The sequence below is a fragment of the Acinetobacter sp. I-MWF genome (assembly GCF_025433935.1).
Classification (GTDB): Bacteria; Pseudomonadota; Gammaproteobacteria; order Pseudomonadales; family Moraxellaceae; genus Acinetobacter; species Acinetobacter guillouiae.
Map to the genome: position 1 here is coordinate 2,589,916 of NZ_JAMBAR010000001.1, position 24,523 is coordinate 2,614,438.

19 protein-coding genes and 1 riboswitch are annotated in these 24,523 nt (G+C 38.8%); of the genes, 4 read left to right on the plus strand and 15 right to left on the minus strand.

Annotation, left to right across the window (positions count from 1 at the left end; genetic code table 11):
- Positions 1 to 9: 9 nt before the first annotated feature.
- Positions 10 to 339 (plus strand): DMT family transporter, encoded by a 330-nt coding sequence (locus tag M2R48_RS12045; RefSeq protein ID WP_004724663.1) that lies wholly within the window; start codon positions 10 to 12, stop codon positions 337 to 339.
- Positions 340 to 598: 259 nt separating this feature from the next.
- Here M2R48_RS12045 and M2R48_RS12050 read toward each other — a convergent pair whose 3' ends face one another.
- The 8 genes from M2R48_RS12050 to M2R48_RS12085 form a co-directional block, all read right to left on the minus strand.
- On the minus strand, positions 599 to 1,621 hold the full coding sequence (locus M2R48_RS12050; protein ID WP_262086274.1) for an ABC transporter substrate-binding protein: 1,023 nt from the start codon (positions 1,619 to 1,621) through the stop codon (positions 599 to 601).
- Positions 1,618 to 3,429: an allophanate hydrolase gene (atzF, locus tag M2R48_RS12055; RefSeq protein ID WP_262086275.1), complete on the minus strand. Its 1,812-nt coding sequence runs from the start codon at positions 3,427 to 3,429 to the stop codon at positions 1,618 to 1,620. Before atzF ends, M2R48_RS12050 begins: the two co-directional genes overlap by 4 nt.
- A gap of 12 nt (positions 3,430 to 3,441) precedes the next feature.
- Positions 3,442 to 3,876, minus strand: coding sequence for a CopG family ribbon-helix-helix protein (locus M2R48_RS12060; RefSeq protein ID WP_004822751.1), 435 nt, complete (start codon positions 3,874 to 3,876; stop codon positions 3,442 to 3,444).
- A gap of 4 nt (positions 3,877 to 3,880) precedes the next feature.
- A complete protein-coding gene (locus M2R48_RS12065) occupies positions 3,881 to 4,006 on the minus strand; it encodes a hypothetical protein (protein WP_262086276.1) in 126 nt (41 codons plus the stop codon).
- A gap of 331 nt (positions 4,007 to 4,337) precedes the next feature.
- Positions 4,338 to 7,943: an urea carboxylase gene (uca, locus tag M2R48_RS12070; RefSeq protein WP_262086277.1), complete on the minus strand. Its 3,606-nt coding sequence runs from the start codon at positions 7,941 to 7,943 to the stop codon at positions 4,338 to 4,340.
- Positions 7,944 to 7,945: 2 nt separating this feature from the next.
- Positions 7,946 to 8,614 (minus strand): urea amidolyase associated protein UAAP2, encoded by a 669-nt coding sequence (locus tag M2R48_RS12075; RefSeq protein WP_262086278.1) that lies wholly within the window; start codon positions 8,612 to 8,614, stop codon positions 7,946 to 7,948.
- A gap of 11 nt (positions 8,615 to 8,625) precedes the next feature.
- Positions 8,626 to 9,381, minus strand: coding sequence for an urea amidolyase associated protein UAAP1 (locus M2R48_RS12080; protein ID WP_262086279.1), 756 nt, complete (start codon positions 9,379 to 9,381; stop codon positions 8,626 to 8,628).
- Between the two features lie 30 nt (positions 9,382 to 9,411).
- Positions 9,412 to 9,513, minus strand: a riboswitch (guanidine-I (ykkC/yxkD leader).
- Between the two features lie 479 nt (positions 9,514 to 9,992).
- Positions 9,993 to 10,907, minus strand: a complete 915-nt coding sequence (locus M2R48_RS12085; RefSeq protein WP_004724679.1) for a LysR family transcriptional regulator — start codon at positions 10,905 to 10,907, stop codon at positions 9,993 to 9,995.
- A 319-nt stretch (positions 10,908 to 11,226) separates the two neighbouring features.
- Between M2R48_RS12085 and M2R48_RS12090 the strand changes: the two genes are divergently transcribed.
- Positions 11,227 to 11,889, plus strand: coding sequence for an epoxyqueuosine reductase QueH (locus M2R48_RS12090; protein ID WP_262086280.1), 663 nt, complete (start codon positions 11,227 to 11,229; stop codon positions 11,887 to 11,889).
- 22 nt (positions 11,890 to 11,911) lie between these two features.
- On the opposite strand, the gene M2R48_RS12095 is transcribed toward M2R48_RS12090, so the two are convergent.
- From M2R48_RS12095 to M2R48_RS12105, 3 genes are all read right to left on the minus strand, one after another.
- Positions 11,912 to 13,300: a methylenetetrahydrofolate reductase C-terminal domain-containing protein gene (locus tag M2R48_RS12095; RefSeq protein WP_262086281.1), complete on the minus strand. Its 1,389-nt coding sequence runs from the start codon at positions 13,298 to 13,300 to the stop codon at positions 11,912 to 11,914.
- A gap of 380 nt (positions 13,301 to 13,680) precedes the next feature.
- Positions 13,681 to 15,783 (minus strand): TonB-dependent siderophore receptor, encoded by a 2,103-nt coding sequence (locus M2R48_RS12100; RefSeq protein WP_262086282.1) that lies wholly within the window; start codon positions 15,781 to 15,783, stop codon positions 13,681 to 13,683.
- A gap of 212 nt (positions 15,784 to 15,995) precedes the next feature.
- Entirely contained in the window at positions 15,996 to 16,775 is a 780-nt protein-coding gene (locus M2R48_RS12105; protein WP_262086283.1) for an AraC family transcriptional regulator, read from the minus strand.
- 96 nt (positions 16,776 to 16,871) lie between these two features.
- Here M2R48_RS12105 and M2R48_RS12110 point away from each other — a divergent pair, with 96 nt between their 5' ends.
- Positions 16,872 to 17,690, plus strand: coding sequence for a sulfite exporter TauE/SafE family protein (locus M2R48_RS12110; RefSeq protein WP_262086284.1), 819 nt, complete (start codon positions 16,872 to 16,874; stop codon positions 17,688 to 17,690).
- A 476-nt stretch (positions 17,691 to 18,166) separates the two neighbouring features.
- On the opposite strand, the gene M2R48_RS12115 is transcribed toward M2R48_RS12110, so the two are convergent.
- Positions 18,167 to 19,003, minus strand: a complete 837-nt coding sequence (locus tag M2R48_RS12115; protein ID WP_262086285.1) for a class I SAM-dependent methyltransferase — start codon at positions 19,001 to 19,003, stop codon at positions 18,167 to 18,169.
- 15 nt (positions 19,004 to 19,018) lie between these two features.
- Entirely contained in the window at positions 19,019 to 19,987 is a 969-nt protein-coding gene (locus tag M2R48_RS12120) for a helix-turn-helix domain-containing protein (RefSeq protein ID WP_262086286.1), read from the minus strand.
- A 172-nt stretch (positions 19,988 to 20,159) separates the two neighbouring features.
- Between M2R48_RS12120 and M2R48_RS12125 the strand changes: the two genes are divergently transcribed.
- A complete protein-coding gene (locus M2R48_RS12125; RefSeq protein ID WP_262086287.1) occupies positions 20,160 to 21,242 on the plus strand; it encodes a class I SAM-dependent methyltransferase in 1,083 nt (360 codons plus the stop codon).
- 428 nt (positions 21,243 to 21,670) lie between these two features.
- Here the strand turns inward: M2R48_RS12125 and M2R48_RS12130 are convergent, their stop codons facing one another.
- On the minus strand, positions 21,671 to 23,518 hold the full coding sequence (locus M2R48_RS12130; protein ID WP_262086288.1) for an esterase/lipase family protein: 1,848 nt from the start codon (positions 23,516 to 23,518) through the stop codon (positions 21,671 to 21,673).
- A 3-nt stretch (positions 23,519 to 23,521) separates the two neighbouring features.
- Entirely contained in the window at positions 23,522 to 24,445 is a 924-nt protein-coding gene (locus M2R48_RS12135; protein WP_262086289.1) for a T6SS immunity protein Tli4 family protein, read from the minus strand.
- Positions 24,446 to 24,523: the final 78 nt, after the last annotated feature.

Genomic DNA, 24,523 nt, shown 5'->3' on the forward strand with positions numbered 1-24,523 from the left:
TTTCAAGCAATGTCTTTTTTATATTTAATCATTGCTATTGTGGCAGAAGTCATCGCGACCTCTGCCATGAAAGCCTCAGATGGTTTTAGTCAGTTGTCTGCATCGATCATCACCGTGATCGGATATGCGGTTGCCATTTATTTTTTATCACTGACCATGAAAACGATTCCTGTTGGTATTACTTATGCGCTTTGGTCGGGTGCAGGTATTATTTTAGTGTCTTTAGTCGGCTTTTTTTACTACAAACAACACTTAGATTTAGCTGCAATCATCGGTTTGGTATTTATGATTATTGGAATTTTAATTATTCATCTTTTTTCAAAAAGCACAGAAATATAATCAATAGATAATCCTCTTTTCATGTGATTGAAGTGATGCCCTTGTTAATTAATTTAAACTAACTTGCTAATTTCTTTATCAAATCTACTGAAGTGAAAATTTTAAGATTTGTTTAGTTTCTAATGCGGCTCTAGCATTCAAATCTGTTCAAAGTTTGTGACTAATCTCTATGCTCTATATAAAACTTTTGCAGCTAAAATAAAATAGCCCAAGACATGCTTAGGCTATTTTTCAAACTACCCGACTCTTTTAAAAACCGTTATTTCAACTCTTGTAACAATGTTGGATAAATCAGACCATCAACATTTTGTTCGGTTTTATAAATCCCATTTTCCACATTAAATTTATTGACGTGATACGACGAGCCATAGATCGAATCAAAGCCATTGCCTTTACTAAAGACTTTTTGATTGGCTTCTAAATCAAGCAAATGGGTACCATTCACCATTGTTTCGTATTGTTTTGGATCAACCCCAGAACGAATTGCCATAATTTTTACAGCATCTGCATGTGTCGCAGGATCATTGATGTATTTCACCGTCTTGTCCCACACTTGAAGGATCTTTTTCCATTCATCTTTATGTGCAGTTAAATGACTCATATTAACGGTCAGGGTGTCATAAATTAAACCGGGTTTATCCTTCGAGGTATAAATGATTTTTGATCCTGCAACCGCTTTCAATGCTTGACTGGCTACAGGTTGCCATACCGCAATCGCTGAAACATCGGGGCTGGATAGGACTTGCGGTAATTGATTGGTCGCAGAATTGACCAATTTGATTTCATTGATTGGGATTTTTTGATCTGACATTGCTGTTGCAAGGAGCAAGTGATCAACTAGACCTTTTTCAACGCCAACAGATTTACCTTTTAAATCCTGAATACTATTGATCCCATCTTTGGCAATAATCACATCATTGCCCGCAGAATAGTCCGTCGCCATAATCATCATGCCTTGGGTACCACCTGACGCCGTCACCAAGTTATCACCATTGGTGACAAATACTGCATCTAATTGATTGGCTGAAAAGGCTGAAAGTGATGCTGAATAATCAAACCATTTAAACTCAACATTGAGACCAGCTTCTTTTAGCCAGCCTTTTTCAATCGCAACCTGCCATGCCACAAAACCGGGCCAATCACTATAGCCAATGGTGATTGGTTTCGCATTTGCTGAAGCTTGAGTAGCTTCTTTCGCTTCTGGAATTTTTGCTGTGTTGTCACAACCAGCGAACAACATCGCAGACAATAGTGATACTGATAATAAAGATTTATGGATCATACAGAAACTCCCCCAGTTTTTTCGCCTTTAAATTGTGTATTGGTTTGATTTAGCGACTGTATATATGCACGCCATCCCCCAAAATGACTGATATCTATAGCGTCATTGATTGCATAGCCCTCGCAGATAAAACCTTTAACCCAACTACCATCTTCTAGTTGTAAATTACCAATTCCCAACGGCGCAGGAACCTCTGCAACGATTGCCCCAAAATTTGCCAATGGAATATCCCAAACCTCAACTTCAATAGACGTTCCTGTTGCATCAGATTGCAGACCGGGTTTTGCTGGACTGGTATTTTTTAAAGCAAATAATTTGTAATTTTTAGCGGTATAGGTTTTCTTCAATAAAGTCCCTTGGCGTGTAGTGAGCTGAAAATTAAGTGGCATCGCTGTTAAATGTGCGCCCACAACCGCTAACTTGACTGAATTTTTTGAAGTAATCTCAAGCATTTTTTGATAATGCTGCTGAGATTTCCCCAATGTAAGCGCAATCAGTGCTTGCCATTTTTGGGCAAAATTTGCCAAAGCTTGATCGTGCCAAGCAGGCGCGATAAAGGTCACTCCGCTGGGTAAACCATCTGCTCGAATTGTATTGGGCAATGCTATTGCAGCTAAATCGGCAAAATTAACAAAGTTGGTATAAGCCCCCATGTGTGAGTTCTTTATAATGGGATCAGCTTCAACATCAGCAATACGATAAATCGTGGGTGAGGTCGGTACCATCAATGCATCATAGCCTTGTAAAGCCAAATTAATTTTTCGAGCCAATACAGCGCGTTTATATTCAGCTTGAAGTGCATCGGTGGCGCTAAAGTTATCTGCTTGGGCAATGATTTCAGCGATAACAGGATGTGCTTGTTCACGTGTTACCACTTTTTCAACCGCTACAGTTCGTTCAGCAACCCAAGCCTCGTTATAGAGTGCTTTGGCAAGTGCATTGAAATCAGTAAAGTCAATGCTTTCAACTTCATAGCCGAGTGATCGAATTCTTTCTACAGCGATTGCGAAAGCTTTTTCAGTTTCGCTATCGCCATAAAACTCAAGCTGTGCGGGTATGGCAATTTTCCCTTTAGAAAACTGAGTCGGAACATTGGCGGGGTGAGTGCGTGAATATTCATCTGTTTCATCATAGCCTTGCATAACACTGGCAACCGTCCAAGCATCGTCACTGCTCAAAGCAAAGATAGAAATTACATCAATTGTTCTACAAGCAGGCATTAAGCCTGTGGTTGAAAACCAGCCTTTGGTCGGTTTAAGACCAACAATATTGTTATGCCCTGCTGGCACGCGACCCGAACCTGCTGTATCAGTCCCTAAGCTAAAGGGCACAGTACCATTTGCAACCGCAACCGATGAACCAGAGCTTGAACCACCGCTGATATATTCTGGATTAAAGCTATTTTTGACCGCGCCATAAGGTGAACGTACCCCGACCAATCCCGTTGCAAACTGGTCAAGGTTGGTTTTTCCAATTACCACAGCACCAGCTTTTTTTAACTTGGCAATCACCACTGCATCTATAGTTGCTAAATATTCAACGTCTTTACACGCGGCGGTGGTATGGAACCCTGCGACATCAATATTGTCTTTAACAGCAAATGGCACACCGTATAAAGGTAAATCAGCTATATCTTGCTGTTTTAACGCTTCGATTTGTGCCTGAATTTGCGTGGCAGATGCGATTTCAATCCAAGCATGATCGTCATTGTGAATGGTTTTAACATAATCGATTAAACCCTCAATCTTGATTTGCTGACTGGTATATGCCTTTTGCCAGTCTTGGATCGTCCATAAGTCTTGCATCACTCTACTCCCGATTTAATCATTTTGCAGAATTGGTGGCATCACAGCATCCATCAGCTCCAGATGCCCTTTGATCACACCCTTGAGTGCTGTAAATTGTTGGCTTATATGCCGAAGCTCAGAACTTGCCCCTTGCATCAGCATGACTTGTAAGATTTTTTGTTGATCAAGTTGAATATGCAGTGAACTGATCACTTGTGTTAAAAACTGTTGTTGTAAATCAATCAGTTGATTTCGAAGTGGCATTTGTCCTGCATCATAAAGAATGGTCAAAGTGCCGACCATGACTTCATTTGCCTGAGCCTGTTCCGCAATCAGGTGTTTATTAATCATGTCAACAATCGCTTGAGAGCGACTTTCGTAGTGCTGATCAACAATTTTCTGATCGAGTGCATTTAGCGTTGCTTCAGGTACAGTAATGCTGATTCGAGCCAACTTTTGTTTAGCCACAGACTTATCCTTTTAGCTTGTTGACAGAAGTGTTTTGTTTGATATACACGCCCGCACGTACACTGAATAAATCAACAAAAAATGCTTTAAGCGGATGTGTTTTTTTAACTGTTGTTTTGACCTGATTCATAGCACAACTCCATCTCAGTATTACCAAATTCAGTTTTTGTATTACTGATATAACAATGCAGAAAATGTGCCAGTTTTTAACCAAGTTTTTGCTGGTTTTAGCGTGTATTTATGGATGATTTTTGGGCAAAAATAAATTGAATGCACAAGCATAGCGCGAAGCGTTATATAGGTTTAACAGTAAAGTCTTTGCTATTTTAATTTTAATCGGCTAAGTCTTTATAACTTATGACACTTGATAGGATTATGGCTGTAAAGCAAATAGAAAAAAATAAATCTATATTTAAAACAGAAAAGGAGCATCATCACTGATGCTCCTGTGTTGATTTTTATCAGGCTACAGGTGCCAAGGTAAACAATACCTGTCCCGTCTTAACCGTCTGGCCTTTTTCAATGGTGATGGCTTCTACCTTCATCCGTTCAGGTGCAACAATCGGAATTTCAATTTTCATCGCTTCAATCACCGCAAGGGTTGCACCTTCTTCAACAATATCTCCAGAAGCACATTCGATTTTCCAAATTGAACCCGGCATATGGGATTCAACTGCACAACCACCTTCGGGAATACTGACCGCTTCACCATCCTCTACAGTATCTAAACTTTCAGATACATATTCTTGTAAACCTGCAGCATGCCAACGACGGCGCTCTGCTTCAAAATTGGCTTGTTGCGTCTGTTTAAAAGCCTGAATACTGTCCTGATTTGCAGCAAGGAAATCATTGTATTCTTTCAGATTGAGCACACCGTCTTCAATACGTAGTTGCAAACGCCCTGCTTTAAAATCTTCACGCATCTGTAGCAATTCTGCTTCTGAAACCTCATAAAATTTAACCTGATCAAAGAAGCGTAATAACCACGGCTTGCCTGCTTCAAAATTGGCATTTTTACGATAGCGACTCCACATTTGTGTAGTACGTCCCACAAATTGATAGCCTCCGGGACCTTCCATACCATAAACACACATATATGCTCCACCGATACCAACAGCATTTTCTGGTGTCCAAGTTCTTGCAGGGTTATATTTTGTTGTGACCAAACGCTGACGCGGATCAAGTGGTGTGGCAACCGGTGCACCTAAGTAGACATCACCCAATCCCATAACTAGATAATTGGCACTATAGACCACATCTTTTACCGCTTGCTTTGATGCTAGGCCATTGATACGACGAATAAACTCGATATTATCAGGGCACCACGGTGCATCAGGACGGACGATTTGTGTATAACGTTCAGTCGCCAATTGGGTTTGTGAATCTTCCCATGCCAGTGGTAAATACACGGTCCGTGAAGGCACTTGCATATTGTGTATATCAGGCAATTCCGCTTCCGCGTGTTGAAGTTTTTCCAATAGCTCAATTTGATCAATTTGAATTGAATCAAAATGAATTTGTAATGAACGAATCCCCGGAGTCAGATCAATAATTCCGTGGATATTCTGCTCTTTTACCCATTGCATCAAAGCATGAATACGGAAACGTAGATTTAAGTCTAAAACCAGATCACCATATTCAACTAATAAATAGCTATTCCCCGCAGGTCGATAAGTCACACTCGGTAAATCTGCTTGTGCTACGCTTGTGGCTAAAACAGCATTTTCTAATGTGTCATTTTCCGCGTGGAATACAGGATTAAAATTCACCGCATCTGTGTCAGAAGCAATAAGACTTTGATGATATGTTTGATCCAAGGATTTTGCTTGCGCATAACTAACAGGAATAAATTTAACTTTATCGCCTGCTTTAAGCTGACCAATTTTCCAAAGTTCAGAATGAATTACCACTGCTGGACAAACAAAACCACCTAAGCTTGGACCATCAGGCCCTAAGATGATCGGCATGTCGCCTGTAAAATCAATCGCACCAATTGCATAAGCATTGTCATGAATATTTGATGGATGTAAACCTGCTTCACCGCCATCTTCACGTGCCCACTCAGGTTTTGGGCCAATTAAACGGATACCGGTACGACTGGAATTATAGTGAATCTCAAACTGGTTGCTAAAGAATCTATCAATATCGTTTTTGGTAAAGAAATCTGGTGCGCCATGCGGACCATACATCACCGCAATTTCCCAATGACGCGCAAATTTAGGGATTTGATCTGCGGCTAAACTTTTGCTTTGATCAGATGAATATTCAGTAATCGCAAGCATATCCCCAATTAATAAATTACGCCCTGCATGCCCACCAAACTGCCCCAGAGTAAAGGTTGCTTTTGATCCTAAATATTCGGGAACATGGAAGCCACCCTTGATTCCAATATAGCTTCGGCATCCAGTGCTCATTGTTCCACACTTTAGCACCTGACCTTTTTTAACATTCACGGTTTGCCACATTGGAACCAGTACGCCATCCAGTTTAGATGGCATGTCACCGCCAGTAATCACAATTTGACTATCACAATGAAACTTTAAACTTGGCCCTTGTAAAGTACATTCCAACCCAGAAGTATTATATGGATTGCCTAAAAGTTGGTTGGCGACATTTAAACTTAAAGGATCAATTGCACCGGATGGTGGTACACCCACATCCCAATATCCTAAACGACCAGTAATATCCTGAATTGCGGTTTGAATGCCTGATTGTAAAACCTCAATTTTTTGGGTTTTCCATACAAAGCTATTTAAGAAGCGTGTGGTTTGTGTCCCTGAATTAAACACCTCACCCACAATAATATTTTGTAGGTATTCCAGATTGGTTTCGATTCCTGCAATCTGTGTATCTGCCAGACTAGATTGCATGGCTTGGATCGCTGCATCTCGATCTGACGCCGTCACAATGATTTTGGCAAGCATAGGATCATAAAATGAAGATACATTTGAACCGGTTTCGACCCATGTTTCGACCCGTGCATTTTGATCAAATTGCACATAGGTCAGTAAGCCTGCACTGGGTTGAAATTGTTTAATCGGATCTTCCGCATATAAACGAACTTGAATCGAATGTCCTTTTGACGCTAATTTTTCAGTGGGTGCTGTCCAATCGCCACTGGCCAAAGTCACCATCCATTCAACCAGATCTACAGCATAGACTTGTTCCGTCACACCATGCTCAACTTGCAGACGCGTATTCACCTCTAAGAAATAGAACTGCTCGGTTTCAGTATCCATCACAAACTCAACCGTACCTGCTGAACGATAATTCACAGATTGCATAAGTTGAATTGCAACAGTTTGAATATAGTCACGTTGCTCATCGGTTAAATGCGGTGCGGGTGTTTCCTCTATGACTTTTTGATTACGACGTTGTACAGAACAGTCGCGTTCTCCTAAAGCCAACACCTGCCCTTTTCCATCACCAAAAATTTGTACTTCAATATGTCGAGCATGCTGCACAAATTTTTCTAAGTACAAACCTGCATCTTTAAAGTTGGCTTGGGCCAAATACGAAACGGTTTGATAAGCGTCTTTGAGTTCAGCTTCATCCCAAACCAAACGCATACCGATACCACCACCACCCGCGGTACTTTTTAACATCACAGGATAGCCAATACGTGCTGCTTCGCTGATTGCTTCTGGTTCACCTGAAAGCAAAGAACTCCCCGGCAACAGTGGCACTTGGCTTTTAATCGCCAGTTCGCGCGCCGTATGTTTTAGACCAAAATCCAGCATTTGGCTTGAGGTTGGCCCAATAAAGGCAATACCCTGATTTTCACATAGGTCACAAAATTCCGCATTTTCAGACAAAAAACCATAACCCGGATGGATTGCTTCAGCGCCAGTTTGCTTGGCAATTTCTAGAATTTTTTCAATATTTAAATAACTTTGTTGTGCTGGTGCAGCACCAATACAAAATGCCTCGTCGGCTAAAGTCACATGTAAAGAATCCTGATCAGCTTCTGAATAAACAGCAACGGAAGCGATGCCAAGTTTTTTAAGTGTACGAATCACACGACAAGCGATTGCACCACGATTGGCAATAAGAACTTTATTAAACATATTTATGCTCCCATACCATTGTGTACCAGCAATTGAATTTTCGTTGGGTTATAGCCATTACATGGGTTATTTAATTGCGGGCAATTTGAAATCAGTACGATCAAATCCATCTCTGCTTGAATTTCCACATATTTTCCAGCGGCAGAAATACCATCAGCAAAGGTTAAATGGCCGTCCGAGCTGACAGGCACATTCATAAAGAAATTAATATTGGGGCCGATGTGCCGAACGTTTAACTGATGTTTTTGTGCAATCGGATGCTTGGCTAATGCATACATAAAATTATTACGGCAACTGTGCATTGGATAGGTGTCATGTGCATAGCGAACCGTATTACTTTCACATGAACAGGCACCGCCTAAGGTGTCATGACGACCGCAGTTATCATCGACAATCACCGCAATTGCACGGCCTAAATTACTGTATAAGGTTGTCCCTTTTTCAAGGTAAACATGTTGATTAATAGCCAAAGTATCCGTTGCGCTATAACGTTCTGCTGGGTTTTCTGCTGAAATAAATAAGGTATCGACGGCTTGATTGCCTTCTAAATCAACAATACGGAAATATTGGCCTTTTTTTACTTCACCCATCCATGCTTCACCCGCAGGACAAATTTCATTTAACAAGGCTTGATCTAAAATAGGTTTTTCGATTGAAGTTAAAATGCTCATGCTGATTGTCCTTAAATGCGTGTGTTGTGAGATGAACTCAGCGCGTAATAACGCTGGTTATTGTCAAATGCACGTTGATTTTGCGGACATGAGTCTCGACAAATATCCTTTTCTGTTAAGGGCAATGCGCTAAAAAGACCCATTTCTATATCAGCGGGGGCATATTGCGCTGAATGATCTAAGCCATGCGGTGCAGCAGATAAGAATACAAAGCAATCCATTTCAAAACGCAGCTCAATGATTTGCCCAGTATTGTCTGAGCCAACATAAGACAATGCACCCGCATCATCTGGGGTCACTTTTGAAAATAAATTCACTGTTGCGCTGAGGTCGATTTGCCCAAGTGAATATTTGCTCATTTCAATCAGCAAACCATCTAGACCATTTTGAATCATTTGATTTCGGGCATCTTGGAATGTCTTTATTCCAAAAGTAGCTTGGATTTGTTCTGGACGACTTGGACCACACAAAGCGTCATTCCAGCCATGATCATCATGAATAATTGAGGCCATAACCCGTCCCAAATCGGAATACAACACATGACCTTGAGTTAAAAAAGCAGTATGTTGCCCTTTTAAACTATCTGGCATATTAAAACGCTCAAGTCTGTCATGGGCATTCACGCAAAATAAAGAGACATTGGCATCGGCAGATAAAGCTTTAAATTGAAGTACGCTTCCTTTGGGAATGCGACCTGACCAGTGATGTCCACCGGGTAATTTTTCAGACCAAATGACCTGTTGATCATGATAATTTGTCGTATGCATAGCCACTCCTGTTCGGATAGTTTATTGACTTCCTCCCGGGCTTTTATCCCTCCGTGTAGTTCTTTCGAACCGCGAACTCTCGGTCCAGACATACTCTTTTAGACAAGTATCGGAACCCTAGATCACTTTTTATAATTTTATTTGATGCAAAGGATGTGCCAATTGAGTATTACGTTTCTAGGCTTTAGTAATACTAATTTTGTGCGATAAGAGTGCATTTCAGGTCATAGAAAGCAAAAATGAGTTATTAATGAGCTAAAAAATGGCAAAGGTGTTAAATAAAAACCCGTTCTAAATAAAACGGTCTCTAATTGAAAGCCATCTCTAATAAAATTCTTTTAAAAAAACGTGTCATAGAAACAACACGGCGCAAAAATATTTAAGCTCGTCGATTGGTTGACTTAGGGCATGGCAAACCTTGCGCTGCAAACAAAGCCAAGCTTTGTTTTTGCTCATATTCTGCTTAAGAAGATAATTCAGGGATATAGCGGAAACACCCGATAAAAAACACGCGCTCATTCAGGCCAAAACCAACCTGAGTCAGCGCGTGTTAAAATGATTCATCGTACTCAGCAAGTAGGTGCTACAGGATGGCTCATTAATAATACATTTTAGTAATACGTTGCTCTTTTTTTCGAGAATTTATCCAATTGCTTGAGAAAGCCATCAAAATAATCTTTTTCTTTTTCTTCTACACGATAACCTGCATATAAGGTTCGACGTAAACCTTCAGGCGCGACACAATCTAAACGGCGAGAAACCACCCAGCCCTTTTGCTCATATTCATTGACCACCCAATCAGGCAGTGCTGCGATACCATGACCACTTGCCACAAGTTGAATCAACATTTGAGTTAAGTCTGTGGTGCGAATATGTTTTGGCTGAATATTGGCAGGAATAAATAATCTCGACATGATATCCAGTCGATGCTTATCCACTGGATAGGTCACCAAGGTTTCTTCCGCCAACTCTTGCACCGTAATTTCTTTCATTCGCGCCAAAGGATGCGTGATTGAGAGCACCAATCTCGATTCATATTCAAAAATTGGAAAATACTCTACCCCTTTTAACGCAATTGGATCTGCTGTAATTAACAGATCAAACTCACCAGTTTGTAATAACTCATGCGGATTGGCTTCAAATCCTGAGGCAAAATCTAAATCTACATCTGGGTATTGTTGACGATACTGGTTTAGCAATGGCATAAGCCAATCAAAACAACTGTGGCATTCAGAAGAGAAAACGATTCGTCCCGTTTGCCCATGCACAATACGGGTAATATCAGACTGGGCAATTTGCACTTGTGGCAAAATATCATCAGCAAGTTTCAGTAATCGTTGACCAACATTAGAAAAACTCACTGGACGTGAGCGACGATTCACCACTTCGACACCAAACCATTGATCTAACTCTCGAAGCTGGTGTGATAAAGCAGAAGGTGTTAAACACAAATCTCCTGCTGCTGCAACCAATGAACCATGTTCACGTAAAGCAGTGAGTGTTTTTAGATGTCGAAGTTCTAACATTCCGTCATTACCAAATTAATATGTTAAAGGTGATCTGGCTATAGCATAACGGATTGATGGCGTTTATGTTTAATTATTTTCACTTAAATTTAAAATTTGTTATTTTTATTCATTTTTAAATAATAAGCAAAACATTGAAGATGCTCTTACTCATCCATACAATTAAATCACTCCATTATTGAATGAACGAAATCTGGCGATTTAAAATATCATCCTTAAAAACTTTCAGCATAGACTGAAAACATTTCAGTGAATTCAAACACCACAAGACGTTAAAACTTTTACAATAGAAGATTATTCATTTTTTATATTGTTTAGCATGACTCTGGAACGCCAAAAGCTCACACTCCCCCAAGGCCACGACAAATTGTTGCTGCATTCATGTTGCGCGCCGTGCTCAGGTGAAGTCATGGAAACCTTAATTGAATCAGGCATCGACTTTTCAATTTTTTTCTATAATCCAAATATTCATCCAGTCAAAGAATATTTAATTCGCAAAGAAGAAAATATTCGCTTTGCTGAGAAGCATAATATTCCATTTATTGACTGTGACTACGATACAGACAATTGGTTTGAACGTGCCAAAGGTATGGAAAATGAGCCTGAAAAAGGCATCCGTTGTACCATGTGTTTTGATATGCGTTTTGAAAGAACCGCACTCTACGCACACGAACATGGATTTAGTTTAATCAGCAGCTCATTGGGCATATCGCGTTGGAAAGATATGCAACAAATTAACGGCTGTGGAATCCGGGCTGCTGCACATTATCCACAAATTGAATATTGGGATTATAACTGGCGCAAAAGCGGCGGTGCACATCGTATGATCGAAATCAGCAAACGTGAAGAATTTTACCAACAAGAATACTGTGGCTGTGTTTATTCACTGCGAGATACCAATCGCTGGCGCATGAAAAATGGTCGTGACCGGATCAAATTAGGTGAAAAGTTTTATACCAATGTGATGGACGAGGAAAGTTAATTTATCCAGACACCTCCCCTTATCACTGCTTCACATACCAGTTTTTCCAAGAGCTGGTTCCACGTATTTCTATCGGTACAGTTGGAATCAGCTGCTTTTTTAATACCTGAATTTGATCGACCTCTTCAGCCAATCGAGCTTTGACAGAGTGTATACACTCTCGATCCCCAAACTCACAACGGTCTAAATGTGTGCCACCGCATGGCCCATTTGCCAGACCTTTGGGGCAAGTTTCAGGGCAAATATATAAGGTTTCAGCCAGCCTACACTGGCCACAACTCTCACACCCGACAATAAAATGTTTACTCAAATATTCCGCTTGTAACAGCAATTTTGCTGCAAGGGCTTTATTCCAAAAACCCGCACTAAAAATATAAGCACCCAGCCCTTTAACCAAATTGGAATTAAACATGGTACTGTGAATGGTATCTAAAAATTGATATTTCACTTTCTGATGCAAATTACTCAGCTTAGGCTTTTTTACAACAGCTGGACGTAATTCATTGCCAGTTTTAAGCTGCCATAATTGATCCCATAATTGTTGACATTGTTTAAGATCAAGATGTCGATACTGTTCAATATAACCCGTTAAAATCGCTTGCTCATCGGCTTTATGGCACGCAGAAAGATGCACGCCAGCATAACCAATATGCTGACAAATCAATATTTGTAAAGCACAACGTAAATAAGTATTTTCAGTTTGATCAGAATCATGTTCCTGAGCCAACACTTCAAGCATATGTGGTGTAATCACAATACCTGCAACATTATGTTTCAGCATAAATTTCGCACGTGCTAAAGTCAACGGCATCACACAAGCAAGAATTTTTTGTGTATAGTTTTCTTCAATTAAAAACTCATGCGCTTGTTTAAGTGCAACGAGGTCAAAGCCCAACTGGGTAATAATATAATCAGCACCTGCTTGTAGTTTTTTATGTAATTTTAAATACTGCGCTTGTTTTTCTGCTTGACTATATTTAAACGGATTCAAGGCAACGCCAATATGAAAACCACCTTGTTGTTTGGCAGCGATGACCGCATTCACCGATTCCAAATAGCGTGTTCGAGCATGGCTACCTTGTCCATCATGATGTTGTTTTAACTTATCGCCAGTCAGTAACAATAAATTTTGCTGTCCGTGTTGTTTGGCTTGCGTTAAAAACAGATTGAAATCATGAATATCTCGGCCTTTACCTGCATAGTGCAATACTTTTTCAATCTGCTGCGGATAAGATTGTGCGGCGATTAAGGGTGCAATATCTTCATCTGAACGTACTCGATCTGACAAAGTCATACATACAGGAAAGCCCGCCAGTTGTGTTGCTACAGGCAATAGCTCTTGCTTTGAAGGCAAATATTCCACCAAACAACAAAATTGGTTTTGAGCAAAGTATTGGGAAAGCTGAGACATAAAAAAATTTAGATAAATACAGCAAAATAAATAGGCCTGGATTATAGAATGTTTTAAATCGAATTGCTGTAATTGTAAAATGCTTTTCAAGCAGATCTCTGCATAATAGACATCATTCACTGCATCTTAATTTAAGCTTTTTAATCACTTCTCTGTAGGAGCAATGGTTTTTATTACGATGGTAGAAATTAGACATAGTATGATTCTAAATTGAATATCTTAAGGTTTTCACTCAATTCGCTAATATTCTAATAAATCTAAGTATGTCTCGTTCTAAGTATTTTGATCTTAAAAAAATGGGTATTGTCCTCAATACCCATAAAACTTATGTCTTAGCATTAAATTCAAATAGTGAAAACTATATCTAAACTAAGCTGCTGTTAATATTTAAATTTCACATTCAGACGAACCATCATAGGATCTCCCCAATTAACCAATTGCGCATTTGGTGTGGTCCCTGCCAGATACTCTCTATCAAATAAGTTTTTAATCGTTAAACCCGCACCCCAATTCTTGGCTTCATAACCCGCATTTACATCAAATAAGGCATAACTTGGTAAGTAGACAAAATCTGTATTACGTTGCGCTGTTCGAGAACCTTGATAACGAATCCCTGCACCAATATTCCAACCTAATTTATCTGGGCTAAAATAGTACTGGGTGGATAATGAACTGGCATTTTTAGGTACATGATTGGTCCGTTTACCAATATCACTGGCAATCACACTTTCAGTGACTTTTGCTGTTGGGATATAGCTATAGGTTGCTGTTGCATTCCATTGATCAGTTAATTCCGCTGCTATTTCTGCTTCAAAACCTTTGGTAACTTGTTCACCTGTTTGGATTGAGAATTTCTGAGAGATATCTGTTTCAGTCACATTTTTACGGGTCAGATCATAATAGGCAATATAGCCTTGTAGACGCTGATCCAGTGCTTGTAACTTGACCCCGACTTCGGCTTGTTTACCCTCTTCAGGATTCAGCAATTGGCCATTTTCACCAGCATCTGTTACAGGCATAAATGAGGTTGAATAACTGATATATGGTGCAAACATATCATTGATACGGTACATCACCGATCCACTGCCCGTAAAAGCATTGTCAGAGTTTTTGCTGTTACTATTTTTTAATACATCGTCAATTTCAACCTGAGTCCAGTCATGTCGACCAGACAATCCGATAATCCAGTGATCATCCACTTTAATTGTATTGCGTAGATAGAGACCCGTAAATTGGCTATAGGTTAATTGTTGTGTTGGCGTCCCCAGTTTGGTACTGGTGATTCCATAGACTGGATGGTCAGCATTAAAAGAATTGATGGTATCGTTTCTACGATAGTAATCACTACGCTCTCGCATCATATCGACACCCACCATCACATCGTAGTTGATCTTTCCAAAATCAAAATTACGTTGCAGGTTGCTGTCCAAGGTGTAGTTGGTATCTTGTTTATCTTGATTATTTACAGAACGTTTAATGATTGGCAATGTATTTGTACCTGATGCCAATATCGGATTGCCTTGGGTATCAGTTTTGGTAACCGCAAAGTTTTGTTTAAACACCCAAGCATTATCAAAGTAGTGCGCATAATTTGCACCAAGACGATAAACATCGACGTCATAACCATGATCAGGTTCACCAAAGAATAGACTTGAAGGGTATTTTTTATAATCGCCTTTACTAAAAGGAATGCCCTGTTGACGGATGTATTCACGGTGTTGATAGCTGGCAATGACGGATAAATCATCTTTATCACCTAGATCAAAATTGTAAGATGGAGCAATATATTGATTTTTAAAATAAACATGGTCAGTCGGGTCATCTTGATCAGAGACCCGTCCTACAATACGAAAAGCGCCTTTTGCACGATTATCAGGGGCATAATTTAGGTCAAATGTACCTTCTTTTAAACCATAGCTTCCATAACTTAATGTGCCTTTGTAAGCGGTTTCTGCTTGTGGGCGCTTGGTGGTTAAATTGACTAGGCCGCCTGGCAGCGCCAAACCGAAACCAACTGAGGTGGGACCTTTGACTACTTCAATAGACTCTAAGCCTGAAATATCTTCCGCTCTTAAAACATTATCCGATGCTTGGATACGCAACCCATCAATATAAGTTTGTGAACTGGATATTTGTCCGCGAATAATAAAGTCATCCCAGCCTCTTCGTCCATATTGACCAGAGGTCACGCCTGCCACACCTTCTAAGGCTTCTGCTACTGTTTTTGCTTGCTTTTGTTCAATTTGCTGATTGGTGATCGCACTAATCGACTGAGCTGTTTCAAATAAAGGCGCTTTAGATCGCAATACCGCACTTGCTGTTTTTGCTGCATAGGCTTTTTTATCACTGTCTGCTTGTACGATAATCGTTGGCAATTTATTGCTTACAGCATTTTGCGTTATATCTGATTCTGACTCAGCATGAGCGGTGGATAACATGATGGCAAAAACTGAAAATGCGAGGGAGGATTTATTAAACTGCATTAAACAATGACCTAAAAACTTGAAGCTTAATTATAATCATTTTCATTTATATTTATCACTATTTTTTTACGCTTTCCTTTTAATGATATAAGTTTGAAAAGAAACACTCTTTAAATAAAACGTGCTTTTTCTAATAATTCGACTGTATCAATCACATCACTGATAAGTTAGGCTTATTTTTTATAACGATTGGTCAAAAACAATAATGTATTTTATTTGGATGTTTTATTTTGCAGATGACTCATATATTGAGTCGGGCTTAAACCCAAAACGCGATGAAACATGGTGGTGAATGCAGCAGGATTTTTAAAGCCAAAATCATAAGCAATGTGCTGTATCGGCTGGTTTTGAATTAATTTTTCCAGACTTAACAATACACAAGCATGTTGTCGCCATTTTGAAAAAGACATCCCAACTTCACTTTTAAACAACCGACTAAAATGCCGCTCGCTGATATAAAGTTGTGTCGAAATTTCTTCGGGTGATAAATGAATATTGGGCTGCTTTAAGAACCTTTGGCAAATGTCTAAAATGGCTTTATTTTCTGGCAAAGGTAAATGCAGTTCAATTTTTTCAGAAATGGCTAGCTCAGTTAAAATCAATTCTTGAATCAGCTCATCATGTCTAGAAAGCGGTTCATTTAATGCTGGTGCTTTTAAAAGTAATTGTCGAAGCAAAGGCGAAATTGACAGCACTTCGCAACATTCAATCTGCCTCGGGACATCTTCAGGAAGGATATACAAACTACAGGTTTTAACATTAAACAAAGTCAGTTGATGCGGAACTTGCGGTGGAATCCAAACCGCCCTTTCAGGAGGAATGATCCAGTTTCCTTGTGGTGTTTCTACATGCATCACACCCTGAGCTGCATAGAGTAATTGTGCTCGTTTATGGCTGTGCATCTTCAACACATAATACTCAGCGTACTGCGTTTCTATCGCAATCATTTTATGTTTTAAATGCTCAACACTATGAATCGAGATTTGTTTCATACCCGTGTCTGATTTGAGTAATTAAATGCGGAATATAACAAATTTTACCGATCGAGAAGTCCTTAAACTGGTATTTATTTTCAAAGATCTCTGTGTATGGAACTCTATCTTATTTTATTGGTTGCAGGATTTGTCAGTGGCATACTCACCATATTATTTGGTTTTGCCGGTGGCTTTGTTGTTGTTCCTTTGGTTTATTCGACAATTCGTATGCAATATCCTATTCATTCTACCGCCTATGATTTAGCGTTTAAAAGTGCAGTTGCCACCTCATTATTGTTGATGGTGATCAACTCTGGATTGGCAACTTATCAGCAATATAAACAGCGAAAAATACACAAACAATACCTCTTCCCAATCGCATATTGGATAGGCGCTGGCGCAATTTTAGGCACTCTACTCGCCCTAAATATTTCATCACACCTATTAAAATGGGCTTTTGCGCTCTATTTGTGTATAACAATTTTAGATTGTATGATTCGTCAATTTAAACAGCCCCACTCAAATCCTCAATCCGTAAGATTACTCACCAAAACAGAACAAGGCCTAGGCGGCATCTTTATCGGCGGAATTGCATCAGCATTGGGTGTCGGAGGCAGTGTAATGACTGTCCCCCTGTTCCGGCGCTGTGGTTTGGATATGTCTTCAGCCGTTGCCCTTGCCAACCCTTTGAGTATGCCGGTTGCGATTGCAGGTTGTATCACCTTGATCATTGGGCAAATTATCCAACCACAACATCTAGGCTCGCATTTTATTGGCTATTTTTACTACCCTGCTTTAATTGCGTTAATTATAGGCGGCTTTTTAGGTATGAAATTGGCAATACAATGGACCGGAAAATTATCTAATCAAATGCATGAGCGTGGTTATATCCTATTACTCACGTTGGTTTTAATCAGTATTTTATTTCAATAATGGAGACAGGTGGCATACAGACTTGAGGCTTATGTCTTGCGCCCAAATGTTTTGGAGCTAGTGGGCGATATAACAGATGCACAGCCAAGAAAAATGATTCAAATGAACAGATCTTGCATTGCCTAGAAATGAACAGTTAATCACCCCCTAATACATATAAATTAATCTGCGGTTTTGTTTGTATTGTTTAATCATACATGGTGGTTCTATCGTGTGGCGACATGGATGTCGCCGTTGAGTGGGGGGTTATAGGACGTACCCCTCGCTCAAAATGAGCAAAAACAAAGCACTGCTTTGTTTGCAGCGCAAGGTTTGGCATCCCCTACGAAAAATGGGCATTGCCTACACAAAGCTATTTAAACTTTGAATGTAAGGTGTGGCATTGCAAGCTTTATAATCATACAAATCCATTTTTATAGAACGCTGATACTTTTAAATTTGATCTATGGCTTAATCAAGTAACATTTAAAAAAACGCTAGCTAATTTTAAACATGACTATCCGTGAAGAAGTTTTGAGTTTTGGCACAATTGACATTAGTGTCGTTAACATTAGCCCCATTCGACGCCAGCCATTAAATTGATTAAACAAATAAGTCCGCACATGTTTAAGTTTGGGATGCCATATTTCAATGTCTTTTTCATCATCCAAACCAAACTTAAATGTGGCTTTGGTTTTACTCACAGTATCGTGTAAAGCAGACTTAGTACTCATCCAAGCATTGAGCATGTCAAAATGAATTTCAGCACCTGAAAACCGCTCGGCTAAAGCGGTTAACACCTGTTGATTTTGAGCTTGATTGAAGTACATCAATACCCCTTCGATCACAAACATAAAATGACCATTGGGATGCGTTTCTTTTAATTGATCCATCCACGTGGTCGATAACATTGAACTTGCAATAAAGTGTTCATTTTTATGCGCGGGTATCAGTTGCTGACGTTGTTCAATCACTTCTGCAATATCCAATTGATAAAACTCAGCATGTTCAGCACTTTTACCGATACGTTGTATACGGCTATCTAAACCACAGCCTACAAATACAATAATCGGCTGATGATTAAGATAATGATGAAGCTGAATAAAGTCTTTAACCTTCTGATCAAAATGTGTTGAACGCAATGCAACTCCAACCGACGTGGCTTTCTTGTTTTTATATTTTGAAAAATCATAATCAATTTTTTCCACCAACTCACAGGCTGTTTGATCATTGATTAAGGGATTTTTTTTCTGCGTTTCAACGGATTTGGCATATAAGGTAATCAGTAGCGTGTCGGCAATCTCATCTTGCAAGTTAAGCGATATTTTTTTCATTACGCATTCCTCATGTCATTTAGATTTATTTTTTGCAAATAATGCTTTGGGTGATTTGCCATAAAAACGAGTAAACGCAACTGTAAAATTATTGGGATATTGATAGCCCACCTGCCACGCCACTTGAGCCACGTGTAAACCTGACTCAAGTAAGCTATGGGCTTTTCTCATCCTCAACTGCAATAAATATTCAGTCGGACTGACCCCATAAAGCTTGGTAAAACAGGCTTTGAATTTATATACATTCATACCGATCACACTGGCGATATACTGCATCGTCAATGCTTGATCTAATTGATTGATCATTAAAGCTTTGGCTTTTTCCAAATTTTGCACATCCTGCATACTCAAGTTTGCAGATGAGACTGCTGATTCATCAGGCGCAATGAACGGCAACTGTTCTGATAACAAACTCAGTGCATGAATATGTTGTTGTAAGCGATGTTGTGGTTGGTTGTTGCGCTGTACGAGAGAATGCGCCAATGCACAAGCATGGACTTTACAGGTCCTTGAAACAGGCTGAAAAGCGATTGGGTTGATATGGTTTGGGAGAAATAATGCCTTGAGCTGTTGTGAGCTTAGATATTTACTCAAAAATTCCGAAGTCATAATCAAGCGAAGCTGAGAAACCGTCTGTTGTTTTTGATAGTGACGTATTCCTTCAATGGATGGAAAAGTGTTGATACTGATATGCTCCGCTTTAAAACTGAGCTGCTCTGCATTTTTACTCTGATATTTTGAGCACCCTTGTAATCCAACCGTCAATACCATCACGGGGTTTGGGTGTGTTGCTTGGGTTTCTTCTTCTAATGCATATTGAGGGCAATAATGTAATTGGTTAATCAACAATCCATCTTCAATCTGTAAAGTGTCTGCATAGCAATAACCAAAATCTTCAGGCAAGCCAATACATTGTTGCCGTGAAGAGATCTCTTGAACCGAACGCGCTACATCAACCCGCACACGATGATGTAATTGTGTCATCACTCAATACTCCATCTAGCTGAAAACATCACTTCGCATAGTATTTTCTATAATCCGCATATAATAAATAATAATCATTCTCATTTATTGAGTCATCATATCGTATCTTTGGATCGAATGTCTAGACTGAATGTTCTCGGGATTCCATATGCAATTTTAAAAGGTGATTTTAATGAATCTTTCTCTAAATCAGGCTGTACACATACTGACTCAACCTCATCCTTTACATTCCATTTGGCAAATTTACCTGTCACAAATACAGGCACAAGCCTTAGATTTTTCAATTGAAAAAAAACTCTTTGCATCATTATTTCAATTTGAAGATGCCACGGTATTGGCAGATAAACATGCTTTGCATCCTCAAAATACCGATTATCTGTTACAGCTCTTGGCAAGTTTACAGCTGTTAGATACCCAGTTTGACCCAACCAGACAGGCTATGCTTTATCGTATTAAACCAGCACTTAAAGACTACTTTGATCCGATATCAGATCAGTATTGCGCTGATGCTCTGTTATATCGGCAACAAGTGATTCAGTCTGTTGCTGGTCAACTTTCTGTGTCTTTTTCTCGTGATTTTCAAGCCCAATCTCGAACACCAGAAACGATCGGATCTGCATGGGCACAAGCAGCTCAAATACAAATTGCCCAAGAACAAAACGCTGTCACAGTTCACATTGCAGATGTGCTTTCTGACGTAGTCCGTGAATTTAAAACAGCAAGACATTTTCTTGATGTCGGTGCTGGCGCTGGACGGATTGCAATGCATTTGGCTGAAAAGTTTACTCAACTTGAATGCACCCTTTTAGAACTTCCGCATGTCATCGAGGCAATTCGTCCCACTTTAGCAAACCATCCAGCACACCAACGCTTACATTGTTTAGCTGCTGACTTGCAAAGCTTAGACTTTCAAACTCTGGACTTTCAAACTTTAAAACCTCAACCTCAATACGACATTATTTGGTGTTCTTCTGTACTACATTTTGTTGGTGACTATGCTTTAATTTTACAAAGACTGCTTACAGCTCTATCACCCAATGGTGTATTGATTTGTTGTCATGCAGAAATTGACCCATCTCAATATGATGCAGGCATTCAAAGCTATTATCTCAATATGCGTATGCAAGGCAATTACGTTCCACAAAAGGACGATATTTATCGCAGCTTAAAACAACTGAGTTGTCAGCACATTGAAACGATCGAGAATGTGCAATTTCCTATTGCCCCAGTTGATGTGCTGATTGCACGGAAATAGGTTATGAATAAGCAGGAATCGTTATGGCAATTTGCTTTTTTGACTGGATAATTTTTTACTGGTAGCCCTATACAGTCATTTAATTTTGGACAAAGTTCATTGTTGTTCTAACTTTATACTTGCCTTTCACTCTTAAGTTATCAATGATTTCTAAATGAGGTTTTAAGCATGAGCGACCCCATGAGATTTTAAATAATACTCTGCACCACGAATGTTTTGATGATGAGTTTGGGGTTGATTTATCTCATTTGGCGTACCGAAAACTCTAGGCAGTCAACTTGGAAAAGCTTTCTGCCCTTTGATATTAGTACCTATAAATTCTTCGAACCATAGATTCACATCCCACTAAAAACAATGGGGACATAAGTAAAAATATTTGCAAAGATAATAGATGGTATTGAATTTTTGATTTCATGTTTAGATGCCTTTTATGCAAGTTCAGTTTCATAATTTTGTGAAGATCCAGAGTTTTCTTTCTTGGTGGTGTTAAGCAAAACCTTAGCAATACAATACAAAGTATTTTGTTGAACATCGATATGGTTATAGCTATCTGCATGAGAATAACCATTTATAGCAAATGTTTGTTTTAACTTGACACCTTTACGCTCCCTTGTTACATCTTTGGCAGATTCACTACAAACAGTTCCATCGCCATTAGATGTAGGTTTAACGGCAATATTAAAGCAAATTTTTTTACTAAAATTACCATTTATATCATTCTTGCCATCACTAATATAACGCTTACCATCCTTACTAAATAACCACTTATAATTTTTGTTAACTGGTGGCTTGGTTGAATTTTTCCCTTCAGCTATAGGTGTGAAATGTTTTTTACCCTCAGGAATCGGGTCATTTGTACCATTGAATAATAAAAGATCATTTTCACTATTTACATTCATTCGAGTCTCAGAAGTCCATGTCACCTCACTAAATGCTTTGAAGTTTTCATCATTTCCATAATGAGCATAACAATTTTCGTGATAAGAATCTGAAATAACCTCATGGAAACGCTTGACTTTCAAAATATTATCTTCATAAAAAGAAAAAACATCTGATTTATTCTCAATTGCCATTCTTTCTCCTAGCATATTAGCTGGATCAAGCCCATCTTCATTGATCATTCGCCACCAAACATCACGGTTCATGTAAATTTCATTATACGGATCGGTGGTTTTTGGTACATTTGCCAAAATAGTATTACCAACTAAATTTTGCGTTTTCATTCTCAACCATTCAGTTCCACCTTGATCGTTTCTAAAATTACCAAAAGGCAATAATTCTAGCGCACCGGGAGCATTCCCAAGAACAGACATCAATCGTGCTGAGTTATGGCCAAAAATTAAAGCACTAATTGAGTCGATTATGCTTCCTGTAGTAGCTTTACCATCCCATCCATTTGATAGACGTTGATAAACCGCTGGAGCACCTGAAGCAGGCATAACACCATGAACTACACCAAGAATATCTGAATTGATTTCTTTTTGAATCAGAGAGCGTGTTACAAGCCCCCCCATACTATGAGTAACAATGATGAATTTCTTAAATTCGGCACAAGGATATTCTTTCATTGCTTGTGGTTTGACTTTATTAATTAATCTTTTTTGAACATCAATAGCGGAATCCTCATTAGATTGGAGCCAATTATATCCAAGCGCAAAAACAGGAAATGCATAATCTGCCAGCTCACTATGCATTTCTCTAGATAGCAATTCTAAATTTGAATCGGAACCCCATTTTTTACTTAAATTAGCACCTTTTGTATTATCAGCTTCTTCACCAACCTGGGTGAATAATTTCCATTCTTCACCCCCTTGAAAAAGTTTTTTATCACCTTTTGACTCAACTAGAGACTGGTTTAGATGGTTTTCAAGATACATTAATATCTTTCCATAACCGGTCCACCAAACTGTGCCCCAACCTCTAAGTCTGGCTTTTTCTTCAGTGAATCCAGGTAAAAGCTTTTTTTTAATATTTATGTCACCATTATTACTTACACTTGTTTCGAGAGGATCTAGTTGTTCTTGTCTTGCCTTTGCTGTTCTAAAAATACCATAAATTAAGGCGCCAACAGCACTTAATCCATTTGGTGGAAACCACACTTCATCACCGTTGTTGTGAATAATATTCGAACCCATAATTCCGGGAATAAAAATAACGGGGCAAACATATTTGGGACCTTTAGTAACTGAGCATAATGTAGGTGTCGTACTTGGTGTAGTATTTGAAGTAAATTTGATTTCACCTTCAGATTTATAAGCATTATGTTCAAATGACATAAATTACTCCTGAAATTTTTTAATAGAATTTAATGTATAATCATATAGCTTCAAAGCGTCCTTCTCAGAAAGGCTAGAAGTTTTAGTAATTCTGTCGTTATAAGCTGAATCAAGCAAGAATACGATTGTCGGATCATTAGAATTTTTAGCAGTACCTGTATGTTCCCACGTTGCATCAATCCCACTTTTACCTTTCATAGGTGCTTCAACAACCAGTTCAACCCCTTTTAATGGGTTTGAAGTGTTGTTTTGATTTTTTTCTCCTTTACGAATTAATTTAAAACTCGATAGAAAAGATTGTAAGACACCTTGTTTCTCTAACTTGCTGGTTACTGAACTGATAATATTTTGCTCAGCTTTATATGTAGCCTCTACAGTGAACGCCAAACGTAGAGAAGGCAAATTGTTATATTGAAAGGAAATTATCTGTCTGCTAAATCTATATTTATCACCATTGTCTTTAATAAAGCCATTTAATATACACACGCCTTTTTCTATTGGAATGGTATTATTATTACGAGCTGTTAAATTAGTCACAACATTATTGATCGACTCAAAACTTTCATCTTTGTAAGCTTCTGAATAGCTACCTTTAATTTTGAATAAAATACCTTTGTCTAAGACAAATGCAATCACATGTGTTAAGCCTTTATTTGTGCTTTTATCTATATCCCCCCAGATAATTTTAGTAAGCTTTTGTTTTGATTCTTTAGGGGTTTCTGTTTCTTTGATAATTACGCTATTACCAACAGTATATTCTTTGTGGGTTACTTGAATTGAATTAAGAAAATCAATGTAAGTTGCCAATTCACTTTCAATCACAAATGAATCATATTTATCAGTAACACCAATAATTTCATGGTTTTTCGGTATTTCAAAAGAATATCGACCTGTACACCATTGTTGCTTTTTATCTAAAGAATTCAAGTTACCCTCGATAGTACTAGTGGCATTGCTCCAACAAGAAATACAAATAGTACTGACAAAAATTAATGATTTTAAAAA

Excerpts from the sequence above, each read along its gene's own strand:
- M2R48_RS12045 (WP_004724663.1), top strand. The coding sequence starts at position 10 with ATGTCTTTTTTATATTTAATCATTGCTATTGTGGCAGAAGTCATCGCG.
- M2R48_RS12050 (WP_262086274.1), bottom strand. The coding sequence starts at position 1,621 with ATGATCCATAAATCTTTATTATCAGTATCACTATTGTCTGCGATGTTG.
- M2R48_RS12065 (WP_262086276.1), bottom strand. The coding sequence starts at position 4,006 with ATGAATCAGGTCAAAACAACAGTTAAAAAAACACATCCGCTTAAAGCA.
- uca (WP_262086277.1), bottom strand. The coding sequence starts at position 7,943 with ATGTTTAATAAAGTTCTTATTGCCAATCGTGGTGCAATCGCTTGTCGT.
- M2R48_RS12075 (WP_262086278.1), bottom strand. The coding sequence starts at position 8,614 with ATGAGCATTTTAACTTCAATCGAAAAACCTATTTTAGATCAAGCCTTG.
- M2R48_RS12080 (WP_262086279.1), bottom strand. The coding sequence starts at position 9,381 with ATGCATACGACAAATTATCATGATCAACAGGTCATTTGGTCTGAAAAA.
- M2R48_RS12085 (WP_004724679.1), bottom strand. The coding sequence starts at position 10,907 with ATGTTAGAACTTCGACATCTAAAAACACTCACTGCTTTACGTGAACAT.
- M2R48_RS12090 (WP_262086280.1), top strand. The coding sequence starts at position 11,227 with ATGACTCTGGAACGCCAAAAGCTCACACTCCCCCAAGGCCACGACAAA.
- M2R48_RS12095 (WP_262086281.1), bottom strand. The coding sequence starts at position 13,300 with ATGTCTCAGCTTTCCCAATACTTTGCTCAAAACCAATTTTGTTGTTTG.
- M2R48_RS12100 (WP_262086282.1), bottom strand. The coding sequence starts at position 15,783 with ATGCAGTTTAATAAATCCTCCCTCGCATTTTCAGTTTTTGCCATCATG.
- M2R48_RS12105 (WP_262086283.1), bottom strand. The coding sequence starts at position 16,775 with ATGAAACAAATCTCGATTCATAGTGTTGAGCATTTAAAACATAAAATG.
- M2R48_RS12110 (WP_262086284.1), top strand. The coding sequence starts at position 16,872 with ATGGAACTCTATCTTATTTTATTGGTTGCAGGATTTGTCAGTGGCATA.
- M2R48_RS12115 (WP_262086285.1), bottom strand. The coding sequence starts at position 19,003 with ATGAAAAAAATATCGCTTAACTTGCAAGATGAGATTGCCGACACGCTA.
- M2R48_RS12120 (WP_262086286.1), bottom strand. The coding sequence starts at position 19,987 with ATGACACAATTACATCATCGTGTGCGGGTTGATGTAGCGCGTTCGGTT.
- M2R48_RS12125 (WP_262086287.1), top strand. The coding sequence starts at position 20,160 with ATGAATCTTTCTCTAAATCAGGCTGTACACATACTGACTCAACCTCAT.
- M2R48_RS12130 (WP_262086288.1), bottom strand. The coding sequence starts at position 23,518 with ATGTCATTTGAACATAATGCTTATAAATCTGAAGGTGAAATCAAATTT.